This window comes from Micromonospora sp. NPDC050200, assembly GCF_040656135.1.
Classification (GTDB): domain Bacteria; phylum Actinomycetota; class Actinomycetes; order Mycobacteriales; family Micromonosporaceae; genus Micromonospora.
Map to the genome: position 1 here is coordinate 225,502 of NZ_JBFALG010000004.1, position 11,275 is coordinate 236,776.

The following is an 11,275-nucleotide window of genomic DNA, read 5'->3' on the forward strand; positions in this document are numbered from 1 at the left end:
CCTCCCCTACTCGTCGTCCCGCCCGCCCGTCGGCACGCTGCCGCAGGTCACGGGTTCGCGGACGGCCCCGGCCGTGTACTCACCGGCATCGCATCGTTCCGCGCTGACACACCCTGCCAAGGTTTCGGGTCCCCGGCAAACCCCGGATCGAGGAGCTGTTATCCGATCGTCGCTGCCGATCCGACCCATTGCGTACGCGGGCCGGGCCGCCCTAGGGTGGCGCGATCGTGCCGCTTACTGACCGGTAGGAGCAGCGTGGACAACTCCAGCAGCACCACCGCTCGCCACGTGCTGTTCCTCAACTGGCGCGACACGAGCAACCCGGAGGGCGGTGGCTCGGAGGTCTATCTCGAACGGATCGCCGCCGAGCTGGTCGCCGCCGGTCACCGGGTGACGCTGCTCTGCGCCGCCCACCGGCACGGCGACCCGGAGGAGACCAACCCCGACGGCGTACGCGTGCTGCGCCGCGGCTCCCGGCACACGGTGTACGCCCGCGCCGCGCTGACCTACCTGGCCGGCCGGTTCGGGCTGGGCCCGCTGGGCCGGCGCCGCCTCGGCCTGCCGGACCTGGTGGTGGACGTCTGCAACGGCGTGCCGTTCTTCGCCCCGCTCTACGCCGGCCGCCCGGTGCTCGCCCTGGTGCACCACGTGCACCGGGAGCAGTGGCCGGTGGTCTTCGGCCCGTGGATGTGCCGGCTGGGCTGGTGGATCGAGTCGTGGCTGGCGGTCCGGCTCTACCGGCGCTGCCGCTACGTGACGGTCTCGCAGGCCAGCCGCGCCGAGCTGGCCGAGCTGGGGGTGGACGCCGGGCGGATCGACGTGGTGCCCAACGGCACCTCGCCGGTGACCGGCCCGCCGCTGCCCCGCACCGACCACCCGTCGCTGCTGGTGCTGGGCCGCCTGGTGCCGCACAAGCGGATCGAGATCGCCCTGCGCACGGTCGCCGAGCTGGCCGGGGAACTGCCGGAGCTGGAGCTGGTGGTGGCCGGTCAGGGCTGGTGGGAGCAGCCGCTGCGGGAGCTGGGCGACTCCCTCGGCATCGCCGACCGGGTCCGGTTCACCGGCTTCGTCAGCGAGGAGGAGAAGCACGCGGTGCTCTCCTCCTGCTGGCTGGCCCTCACCCCGTCGATCAAGGAGGGCTGGGGCCTGACCATCGTCGAGGCCGCCGCCCGGAGCACCCCCACGATCGCGTTCCGCCACGCCGGCGGCGTCGCCGAGGCGATGGTCGACACCGAGACCGGCCTGCTGGTCGACGACGAGCGCGAGTTCACCGACCGGGTACGCGAGCTGCTCGCCGACGACGTACGGCGCAAGGCGATGGGTGAGGCGGCACTGACCCACGCCGCCCGCTTCACCTGGGCCGCGACCGGGGCGCGCTTCGCGCAGCTCGTCGCCCGGCTCACCGCGACCTCCTGACGGGCGGACGGGCACCTCCGCCGGACACCCGAGCGGGGCGCCCGCAACAGCGGACGCCCCGGTCGACAGTGGTTCAGCGGGTGCCGTACAGCGTGCTCTCGGAGCTCTGCTCGCTCACCTTGGTGTTGGCGGCCTCCTTGGCGGACGGGCTGAGCGCACTCGCCAGACCGACGCTGCCGAGCAGGCCGAGCACGACCCCGAGTACCCCGACGGCGACGAACGCGGGCAGGTTCCTCATCCACCTTCTCCTTCCGCGGGACTCGCGTGCCGGGACGCTACCACGCGTCGCAGCACCTGCGCAGTGCCCGAAAAACCGAGGGCCAGCACCACCGTTCCGGCCAGCAGGTGGGCGACACCCACCGGTCCGGGGCCGCCCCGCCCGGCCGGGGCCGTCCAGGCCGGGTTCTCGTAGAGGGCCAGCTCCGGTCCGGTGTGGACCGGACGCAACCCGACCAGCGCCGTGGCGGGCACCGGCGCACCGGAGGCCCGCTGCACCAGCACCCAGCGCACCCCGACGCCGGTCAGCGGCCGTCCGGCGGCGAGCAGGTCGCGCACCTCGGCCGCACGCGGATCCTCCCCGCCGACCGCGACGTCACCCACCCGCAGGGTGTCGTCGATCAGCACCGGCGACGACAGGTACCGCGGGGCCGGGTCGATGACCACCCGCCCGCCGTTCCAGGCGTACCGCTGGTACTCCTGGAACGGCAGGGAGAGCACCTCGCCCGGCCGGTCGGCCACCTGCCGGGCCACCACCGCCCAGTCCGTCGGATAGTTGACCGGCGCCAGCCGGCCGAGCGCCCCGAAGGCCAGGTCGGGCACGAGCGCCACCGGCAGCAGCGCCGCGCCGGCCAGCAGCACCCGGCCGGTGGCCGGGTCGAACCGCGCCGCCAGCCGGTCGGCGAGCCGTTCCGCGCCGAGCGCCCCGGCCACCGCGAGGGCCAGCGCGTACGGGACGAGCATCTTCTGCCCGTCGCGGACCAGCCCCGCCCCGGGCACCGTGTCGACCAGCCAGCCGAGCAGCGCGGCCCCGCCGGGCAGCACGCCGAGCGCGGCCACCAGCCACGACCCGGCGGCCAGCAGACCGAGCCGGCCGGCCGCGCCGGCCGGCCACCGCCGGCGCAGCAGCGCCATTCCGTACCCGGCGAGGAGGATCAGCAGCACGGTGGCCAGCGGCACCACGCCGGCCTGCCGGGACGCGGGGACGGTCAGCGCGTTCCAGATCCCGCCGGTGCCGGCGAGCGCCACCAGCGACCCGCCCCAGTTCTCGGCACGGGCGGCGAAGACCGCCACCCCGGCCGGGTCGGAGCGGCCCCCGGTGGCGCTGCCCGCCCCGGCCACCAGCCACGGCGCGTTGAGCAGCACCGCCGCCGCGAGCGCCGTCCCGGCCCGACGGGCGGCGCCCGGGTAACGGCCGGGCAGCAGCACCGCCACCGCCGCCAGGGCGAGCACCCCGCCGGTCGGGGTGATCGCGCAGACCGCAGCCGCCAGCAGCAGCCGGGGCAGCGCCCCGGGCCGGCCGGCACGCACCCCGAGCGCCGCCGCCACCAGCCAGGGCAGCATCGCGTACGCCAGCAGCAGCCCCCACTGTCCGATCAGGAGTCGCTCGGCCAGGTACGGCGTCCAGGCGTACCCGAGCGCGGCGACCACCCACACGGCGGTCCGCGTGGTCGGCACCAGCCGGGCGGCCCCGAGCGCGGCGAACCAGAGGATCGCCACCAGCACCAGTCGTTGCAGCAGCCAGCCGGGCACCAGCTGGGTGGCGAGCGCGACCACGGCGTCCTGCGGCACGGCCCGGGGCAGCGCCGAGGCCGGGGCGATCACGTCCCAGCTCAACGCCTGCCGGGGCACGAAGACCATGTCGTAGCGGAGGACGTACCCGGGCAGCGCCAGCGGGGCGAGCACCACCGCCGCCACGGCGGCGGCCACGCCGTACGGCACCAGCCGTCCCCGCATCCGTCGCCCCCCACCTGCCCGCCGGGCGCGCCCGACCGCCCCGTGGTGGCTCGCCACTGTACGCGGCCACCGCCGCGCCCCGGAGACCCCTGAACCACCCGATGACCTGATGGGACGCCAGGTGGCCGTGTGGCAATCTTCCGCCATGACATTGACGGGATCCGAGGTGGACGCGACGCGTGAGGGTGCCGGCCGGGCCGGGGCACTGGTACGCACGGATCCGATCCGCGCCGCCGCCGTCGCGATGATCGTCATCAGCGTGGTCTGGCGGACGCAGATCGCCTTCCGCGGTTACCTCGCGGCCGACGACTACGTGATGATCACGCAGGCGACCGAGTCCAACCTCACCGTCGGATACCTGCTCAGTCTCTACAACAACCACTTCATGCCCGCCGGCCGCCTGCTGATCTGGCTGGTCACCAACGCCTTCGGCCTCACCTACTGGCCGTACGCGCTGATGATGACGGCCGGTCAGGCGGTCCTCAGCGTGGCCGTCTACCGGTTGCTGCGCACCCTGCTGCGGCCGAGCCGGCTGCTGCTCGTCCCGTTGGGGTTGTTCCTGTTCAGCCCGCTGACCCTGGAGGCCACCTCCTGGTGGGCGGTCGGGGCCAACATGCTGCCGATGCAGCTGGCCATGGTGCTCGCCCTCGGCGCCCAGTTGAAGTACGTGCGCACCGGGCGACACCGTCATCTGGTCTCGCTGGCCCTCGCCGTCCTGCTCGGTCTGCTCTTCTTCGAGAAGGCCCTGCTGGTCGTGCCCCTGGTCTTCCTCTTCACCGCCTGTTTCTTCGGCGAGGGTGGGCCGATCCGCGCGGTTCTCACCACGCTGCGCCGGTGGTGGCCGTCGTGGGTGACCCTCACCGCCGTGACCGGCGCCTTCCTCGGGGCGTACCTGCTCCGCTCCGAGTCGTCCCTGCGCCGCCCGGACTCCGTCGGTGAGGTGTTCTCCTTCCTCACCCAGCTGATCGGCTCCACCCTCGTGCCGGGACTGCTCGGCGGGCCGTGGCGCTGGCTGGGCGCGGGCGACGGCGCTCCGGTGGTGGCCCCGCCGGAACTGGGCACCTGGATCGCGTGGACCGTCTTCGGCGTCCTGGTGCTGCTGACCGTACGACGCGACCGGGCGGCCGGCCGGGCCTGGACGCTGCTCGGTGGCTACCTCCTCCTGGTCGCGGCACTGCTGGCCGCCACCCGGCTCGGCTCGGTCTACAGCGGGGTGGCCGGCGGCGTGCCGAGGTACGTCAGCGATGTCGTGGTGGTCGCCGCGGTCTGCATCGGGGTCGCCCTGGTGGGCATCGACCGGGCGGGGGCGGGCGGGAGCACCAGCGTCGTGACGGCCGCAGCGGAACCGGCGTCCGCCACGACCCACGAGCAGGGCCCGTCCGCCCCGACGGTCACCGCGCCCGAGCCCGTCCGGCAGCCGGAACCGGTCGCGCCGCGGGCGGTGCCCCTCTCCTCGCGCGTCGGTGTGATCCACGCCGAGGCCCCGTACGATGACGGGCCGGCGGCCGAGGCGCTCGCGCACGTCGAGCAGGAGCGGGGTCAGCCGCCGCTCGACGAGAGCGAGCCGGCGCCCGGGCCCGCACCACAGCCGGCGACCGACCGGGACCCCGCCGGCGACGACCGCCCCATCGGGCCGGAAGCCAATCCGGCCGACGGGACACGCCCGCCGCCGGCCCCACCGGTGGACTGGCTGGCCGGGGTGCCCGAGCGATACCGCGAGGTGGTCGCCGCGGGACTGGTCCTGGTGCTGTTCGCGGCGATGCTCGGCACCGCGTGGACGACTTCCCGGTACAGCGACGAGTGGGCCCTCAAGTACGGCCGGTCCTACCTGGAGAGTGCACGGATCGAGCTGGCCAGCGCACCGCCCGGCACCGTCTTCTTCGACACCCCGGTCCCCGGCGGAGTGGTCCCCGAACTCTCCTGGCCCTACAACCTCCAGTCCCGGTTCTTCGCGGCAGCCGGCAGCCGGCCGGTGTTCGTGCACGAGACGGAGAACGCCTCGGTGATGGACGGCCTCGGCCGGGTGCAGGTGGCCATGATCCAGGGCAGCAGTATCACGCCGGGCCCCCAGGAGGGCTGCGGTTACCTCGTCACCGACGGCCGGACCGTACGGATGCCGTTGGACAAGCCACGCGACGACTGGTTCTGGATCGTCCGAATCGGCTACCTCAGTTCCGGCGACGGCACCGCAGTGCTGCGACTCGGCCGTGGCACCCACGAGTTCCCGGTGAAGAAGGGGCTCAACCAGCGGTTCTTCGAAATCGGCGGGGGTGCGGACGCCGTCGAGCTGACGGTGAGCGGGTCGGCCGACCTGAGCCTCTGCACGAACGAGATCTCGATCGGCAATCCGATCCCGAAGCCCGAGTGACCACCGGAAAATCCCGGACGGCGCCGCCGGGGACCACGGCCGACGGTGGCGGGGGCAGGGCCGCGGTGGGTGCGGCCGGTGTCGCCGTCACCGCGGCCACCATGCTGACCAACGCGCTGGCCTATCTCGTCCCGATGCTCGGGGCCCGCCGGCTCGACCCGGCCGACCTCGGCGCGCTGGCCACCGTGCTCGCGCTGGGCGCGATCGCGGCCGTACCCGGCTTCGGCCTGCAGATCGCCGTCGCGGTTCACCGCGCCCGGCACGGTCCCACCCCCACCGGCCGGCTGGCGCTGCTCACCGCCGGCGCCACCACTGGGGTCACGGTCGTGGCGGCGCCGCTGCTGACCGTGCTGCTGCGGCTGCCGGTGGCGCTGACCCTGCTGCTCGCGGCGACCACCTTCGCCACCGTGCTGGCCGGCCGCTGGCTCGGCGAGCTCCAGGGCGACCAGCGTTTCCTGCGCCTCTCCGCGGGGATGACCGTGCTCGCCCTCGGCCGCTACGGCGGGCTGATCGCCGGCCTGGCGCTCGACGGGGGCGCGGTCACCGCGCTGCTGCTCGCCACGGTGACCGGGCTGCTCGCCCTGCCGCTGCTGGCCCGCCTGGCCCGCTCCGCCCGCCCCGGGCCGCCCGCCGCACCGGAGGGCGACCTGCGACCCACCCACGTGATGACCGCGTGCGCGGCCACGCTGGCGATGCTCACCATCTCGTACGCCGACCTGATCCTCGCTCGGCAGCTGCTGCCGGCGGACGGCTCCGGGGCGTACGCGGTCGGCTCGGTGCTCACCAAGGGCGCGCTCTGGGCGCCGCAGGTGGTGACCCTGCTCGCGCTGCCCCACCTGGCGCGGGGCGACCGGCGGGCCCGGGCACTCGGGCTGGCGGTCATCCTCGCCTGCGGCGCGGTCCTGGTGGCGGCCGCCGCAGTCGGTGGCGAACTGGCCCTAAGGCTGGCCGGCGGCGCCGACTATCTGCACCTGGCCGGCGAGGCCCCGCTCTTCGCCGCCACCGGGGCCCTCTACGCGGTCGTCTTCCTGCTGATCAACGACCGGGTGGCCAGCGGTGCCCGGTTCCCCGCCGCGCCGCTCTGGGTGGCCACCGCCGGCCTGGCCGGTGCGGCGGTACTGGTCGCGCCGCGCACGGTCGAAGGGGTCCTCATCTGCGCGCTCGGCACCGCCGCGCTGACCGCCGCCGTGCTGGCCTGGCTGGTCCTCCGCCCCGGCGATCCGTCCCGCCGGCCCTGACCCCCACCCGGCCCGACCGCCGCCGGACGGTCAGTCGCCGGCGGCGAGCCAGCTGCCCAGCAGGTGGTTGTCGATCGAGTCGGCCCGCCCCAGCGGCCGTCCCTCGGCCACCCGGCGGCGCAGCTCGTCCCGGGTGAACCAGCGCGCCTCCAGCAGTTCCTCGCCGTCCACCCGGACCTCCTCCGAGGCGGCGGTGGCCCGGAACCCGACCATCAGCCCCGCCGGGAACGGCCAGGCCTGCGACCCCTGGTACGACAGCGCGGAGACGGTCACCCCGGCCTCCTCGGCCATCTCCCGGCGGACGGCGTCCTCCAGGCTCTCGCCCACCTCGACGAACCCGGCGAGCGTGGAGTACGCCCCCTCAGGAGCGCCGGCGTGCCGGGCCAGCAGGCAGCGGTCGGGCGATCCGGGCGCCTCGACCAGCACGATGATCGCCGGTTCGATCCGGGGGAAGAGCAGCCGCCCGCAGCGCGGGCCCGAGCAGGCCCGCACGTGCCCGCCGTCGCGCGCCACGGTGGCCGAGCCGCAGCTGCCGCAGTACCGCTGCTGCCGGTGCCAGTGCAGCAGCCCGCGCGCGTACGCCTGCACCGCCGCCTGGGCCGGGTCGAGCCAGGCGACCAGGGCGCGGACGTCCGCGGTCGCGGCGGCGCCGGCCAGCCGGGCGGCCTCGGCCGCGGTCCGCCCGGAGAGGTCGACGGCGAAGACCGGGGCCCCGTCGTCCAGGCCGAGGAAGACGGTCTCGTCGGCGGCGGCGAGCACCTCGGCGGTGTCGGCCGGGTGCAGCCGTACCGGCGTCTGGTCGGCGGTGACGAGGCAGTGGTCCCGCCAGAGCGGCAGCAGCACGGCCCGGGGGTCGGTCAGCCGCCCGGTGATCCACTCCCGGTCGGCGCGCAGCGCCCCCGCGCGGTCCAGCCACCCGCCGCCGTACGCCAGCACCCGATCGCCCACCCGGACACGGTGCCACGGCGACACGCACGCCCGGTGACCGGGGCGGGTATGGCCGACACGCGGTCCGCGGGGTGGCCGGCCGCACGGTGTCCACCGGCCCGCGCGTTGGTTACCGTAGACGTCTTCCGGGGGTCCGTAACCCCCATGTGGTACGTCCCGATCGAGGTGGCAGTGACCCTTTACGGCGACAAACAGGTCTCCGACGACCGGCCCACGGTGCAGGTGACCGCGGTGACCTGGCCGGCCGACGACGAACCGGCCGGCAAGCCCGCCGGTTCGGGCGGGCCGTGGTGGCGTCGCAGCCGGCTGCTGCTCGCCGGCGGCCTGACCGCCGCGGTGCTGGCCGGCGTTGCCGGTGCCGGCGCCTACGCGTACGCCGGGGACGTGCCCCGGGGCACGACGGTGCTCGGCGCCGAACTCGGCGGCCGGAGCCGGGACGAGGCGGCCCGGGAGCTGCGCGCCGAGCTGGAGCGGCGGGCGGGCACCCTGAACGCCCCGCTGACCGTGCTGGTGGGGGAGCAGCGGGCGGAGATCAGCCCGGCCGACGTGGGCCTGACCATCAACGTCGACGCCACGGTGGCGGCGGCAACCGAGGCCGAGGCGCACGCGGTGAGCCGGCTGCTCGGCTCCCGCACGGTCGACCCGGTGGTCACGGTCGACGCCGACCGGCTCGACGCGGCACTGCGCAAGATCATGGGCAAGCAGGGTCGCGAGATGACCATGCCGACGATCATCTTCACCGGCACCACCCCGAAGCCGGTGTACCCGAAGCCAGCCCTGTCCCTGGACCGGGAGCGTTCCGCCCAGGTCGTCACGAAGGGCTGGCTCGCCGGCGAGCCGGTGACGGTGCCGCTGGTGGAGAAGGCCCCGGCGACCACCGCCGAGGAGGTGGATCGGCTGGTCGAGGACCTGGCCGAGCCGGCGGTCGCCGCCCCGGTCACGCTGACCACCGACAAGGGCACGGTGACCATCCCGCCGGCGGCGATCGCGCGCGGCCTGCGTTTCTCCGCCGACGAGGCCGGCAAGCTCAGCCCCCGGGTGGACGTGAAGCGGCTGCGCGCCGCCCTCGGCGACAAGCTGGCGGCGATCGAGTCGGCGCCCAGGGACGCGACGATGACGATCGCCGGCGGCAAGCCGAAGGTGGTGCCCGGTCGCTCCGGGCAGCAGCTGGACTCGGCCGCCCTCGGTCGCGACCTGCTCGCCGTCCTGCCCAAGGCGGACGGGCGGACGATCAGCGGCCAGCTCAAGCCGGCCGAGCCGGAGCTGACCGAGGAGAAGCTCGGCGCGCTGGGCATCAGGGAGCGGGTCTCCACCTTCACCACCCGGTTCCCCGGCGGGCTCGCCTCGCCGCGCAGCCAGAACATCGTCCAGGCCGCCAAGGACGTCGACGGCACGGTGGTGAAGCCGGGTGAGACCTTCTCCCTCAACGGCCACACCGGCGAGCGCGGGTACGACCAGGGCTACCAGGACGCCCCCGTCATCGTCAACGGCAAGCTGGTGCCCGGGGTGGGCGGCGGCGTCTCACAGTTCACCACCACGCTGTTCAACGCCACGTACTACGCCGGGCTGCAGGACGTCGAGCACAAGCCGCACTCGTTCTACTTCAGCCGCTACCCGGCGGTGATCGAGTCGACCATCTTCTGGCCGGACCTGGACTTCAAGTTCCGCAACAACACCTCGCACGGGGTCCTGATCGACACCTCGTACACGTCGAGCACGATCACCGTGTCGATCTGGAGTACGAAGATCTACGACAGCGTCAAGACCGAGTACGGCCCCCGCCGCAACATCACCAAGCCGAAGACGGTCCACCTGGAACCCGGCCCCAAGTGCATCTCCGCGGTAGGGAGCGACGGGTTCAGCCAGGACGCCTTCCGGGTCATCACGAAGGACGGGAAGGTCGTCAAGCGGGAGAAGTTCAGCTGGACGTACGACGCCGAGCCCCGCTTCGTCTGCGGCCCCGAGCCGTCCTGACCCCGGGCACGGAGAAGCCCCGCCGGCTGGTCGCCGGCGGGGCTTCTCTCTGTCGTACGCCCCCTCAGGGCCGCGCCTCGGCCAGCCCCCGCCGTACCCCGTCGGCGTCGCGGTCGGCGCCGTAGACCGGGGTGTCGGGCTGCTGCCGCCAGCTTCCGTCGAGGGTGCCGGCGTCCACCGGGTCGAAGCCGAGCGAGTCGACCAGTCGCATCACCAGCTGCTTGGCGTCGGCGTCGTCGCCGGCCACCGGCAGCGCGATCCGGTCGCCGGCGCCGGCCGGGCGGCCGTTGTCCATCAGGTGCTGGGCCTGGATGGTTTGAAGGCCTTCACCACCCGGGCGCCCTTGAGGTGCTCCGCGGTCCAGCGGCTGGAGCTGAGGCTGCGGTCCAGCAGCTCGGCGATGTCGCCGTCGCGCTGCGGGTAGTAGTTGTCGGCGTCGACGACCACCTTGCCGTCGAAGAGTTCCGGGGGCAGCGCCGGCACGGCCAGCACGGGAATCGCCACGATCACCAGTTCGGCGTCCTGCACGGCCTGCTCCAGCGTGCCGGCGGTGGCACCGGTCTCCTGCGCCAGGTCCGTGAGGGTCTGCGGTCCCCGTGAGTTCGCGACTGTCACGTCATGGTCGAGGGTGCGCAGCCGTCGGGTGAGCGTCCCCCCGACGTGCCCCGAGCCGATGATTCCGATCTTCATGACCACTCCTGCCTCCGCCGGTGCCGACGGTCAGTTCCGGTCGTACGGGAGAGCAGGTACCCCGACGGGTCCGTCCCGATTGCGGACGAGGCGTACTCCACGTCACGTTTCCCGCCGTCACGGCGGGGGACCACGCGGCGGGGGCGGGTCCCGCACCGACGGTACCGAGAAGACGAGGTCGCCCCGGGCGATTCGCCGAACGAGGGGCGGGTCGGTTTTCGGGGTGGAAATGCATTCAGGCCCACCCCTGAGGGGGTGGGCCTGAATGAATGTTTGTCCGGCGGTGTCCTACTCTCCCACACCCTCCCGAGTGCAGTACCATCGGCGCTGGAGGGCTTAGCTTCCGGGTTCGGAATGTTACCGGGCGTTTCCCCTCCGCCATGACCGCCGTAACTCTATCGACATGTCAAACAACACCAACAAAACGCTGGTCTGTTGTTCGTTTGTCGGGAGTTGCACAGTGGACGCGTAGCAGCTTCGTAGTCAAGTCCTCGGCCTATTAGTACCGGTCAACTGAACCCGTTACCGGGCTTACATTTCCGGCCTATCAACCCAGTCGTCTAGCTGGGGGCCTTACCCACCCCGAAGGGTGATGGGATACCTCATCTTGAAGCAGGCTTCCCGCTTAGATGCTTTCAGCGGTTATCCCTTCCGAACGTAGCTAACCAGCCGTGCCCCTGGCGGGACA

At 73.7% G+C, this 11,275-nt stretch carries 9 protein-coding genes and 2 rRNA genes; 4 read left to right on the top strand and 7 right to left on the bottom strand.

What is annotated here, in order from left to right:
• Positions 1-255 precede the first annotated feature (255 nt).
• Positions 256-1,416: a glycosyltransferase family 4 protein gene (locus AB0I41_RS05330; protein ID WP_357102077.1), complete on the top strand. Its 1,161-nt coding sequence runs from the start codon at positions 256-258 to the stop codon at positions 1,414-1,416.
• Positions 1,417-1,489: 73 nt separating this feature from the next.
• Here the strand turns inward: AB0I41_RS05330 and AB0I41_RS05335 are convergent, their stop codons facing one another.
• Together AB0I41_RS05335 and AB0I41_RS05340 are read right to left on the bottom strand one after the other, a co-directional pair.
• A complete protein-coding gene (locus AB0I41_RS05335; RefSeq protein WP_357102079.1) occupies positions 1,490-1,654 on the bottom strand; it encodes a hypothetical protein in 165 nt (54 codons plus the stop codon).
• Positions 1,651-3,369: a hypothetical protein gene (locus AB0I41_RS05340; protein ID WP_357102081.1), complete on the bottom strand. Its 1,719-nt coding sequence runs from the start codon at positions 3,367-3,369 to the stop codon at positions 1,651-1,653. The genes AB0I41_RS05335 and AB0I41_RS05340 overlap by 4 nt, the downstream gene beginning before the upstream one ends.
• 145 nt (positions 3,370-3,514) lie before the next feature.
• On the opposite strand from AB0I41_RS05340, the gene AB0I41_RS05345 reads away from it, so the two are divergent.
• Together AB0I41_RS05345 and AB0I41_RS05350 are read left to right on the top strand one after the other, a co-directional pair.
• Entirely contained in the window at positions 3,515-5,737 is a 2,223-nt protein-coding gene (locus tag AB0I41_RS05345; RefSeq protein ID WP_357102083.1) for a hypothetical protein, read from the top strand.
• A 65-nt stretch (positions 5,738-5,802) separates the two neighbouring features.
• On the top strand, positions 5,803-6,975 hold the full coding sequence (locus AB0I41_RS05350) for a polysaccharide biosynthesis protein (protein WP_357102085.1): 1,173 nt from the start codon (positions 5,803-5,805) through the stop codon (positions 6,973-6,975).
• Positions 6,976-7,005: 30 nt separating this feature from the next.
• Here AB0I41_RS05350 and nudC read toward each other — a convergent pair whose 3' ends face one another.
• Positions 7,006-7,923: an NAD(+) diphosphatase gene (gene nudC / locus AB0I41_RS05355; RefSeq protein ID WP_357102087.1), complete on the bottom strand. Its 918-nt coding sequence runs from the start codon at positions 7,921-7,923 to the stop codon at positions 7,006-7,008.
• Positions 7,924-8,088: 165 nt separating this feature from the next.
• Here nudC and AB0I41_RS05360 point away from each other — a divergent pair, with 165 nt between their 5' ends.
• Positions 8,089-9,897, top strand: a complete 1,809-nt coding sequence (locus AB0I41_RS05360; RefSeq protein WP_357102107.1) for a VanW family protein — start codon at positions 8,089-8,091, stop codon at positions 9,895-9,897.
• Positions 9,898-9,961: 64 nt separating this feature from the next.
• On the opposite strand, the gene AB0I41_RS05365 is transcribed toward AB0I41_RS05360, so the two are convergent.
• From AB0I41_RS05365 to AB0I41_RS05380, 4 genes are all read right to left on the bottom strand, one after another.
• The gene (locus AB0I41_RS05365) at positions 9,962-10,192 is read right to left on the bottom strand and encodes a hypothetical protein (protein WP_357102089.1); all 231 of its coding nucleotides are present in this window, start codon (positions 10,190-10,192) and stop codon (positions 9,962-9,964) included.
• Positions 10,192-10,587: an NAD(P)-binding domain-containing protein gene (locus AB0I41_RS05370; protein WP_357102091.1), complete on the bottom strand. Its 396-nt coding sequence runs from the start codon at positions 10,585-10,587 to the stop codon at positions 10,192-10,194. Before AB0I41_RS05370 ends, AB0I41_RS05365 begins: the two co-directional genes overlap by 1 nt.
• Before the next feature lie 275 nt (positions 10,588-10,862).
• Positions 10,863-10,979 (bottom strand): 5S ribosomal RNA (gene rrf / locus AB0I41_RS05375).
• Positions 10,980-11,066: 87 nt separating this feature from the next.
• Positions 11,067-11,275 (bottom strand): 23S ribosomal RNA (locus AB0I41_RS05380); the annotation flags it as partial.

What these genes read in the sequence shown, in the direction of transcription:
- AB0I41_RS05335 (WP_357102079.1), bottom strand. Translation starts at nt 1,654, where the DNA reads ATGAGGAACCTGCCCGCGTTCGTCGCCGTCGGGGTACTCGGGGTCGTG.
- AB0I41_RS05340 (WP_357102081.1), bottom strand. Translation starts at nt 3,369, where the DNA reads ATGCGGGGACGGCTGGTGCCGTACGGCGTGGCCGCCGCCGTGGCGGCG.
- AB0I41_RS05345 (WP_357102083.1), top strand. Translation starts at nt 3,515, where the DNA reads ATGACATTGACGGGATCCGAGGTGGACGCGACGCGTGAGGGTGCCGGC.
- AB0I41_RS05365 (WP_357102089.1), bottom strand. Translation starts at nt 10,192, where the DNA reads ATGGACAACGGCCGCCCGGCCGGCGCCGGCGACCGGATCGCGCTGCCG.
- AB0I41_RS05370 (WP_357102091.1), bottom strand. Translation starts at nt 10,587, where the DNA reads ATGAAGATCGGAATCATCGGCTCGGGGCACGTCGGGGGGACGCTCACC.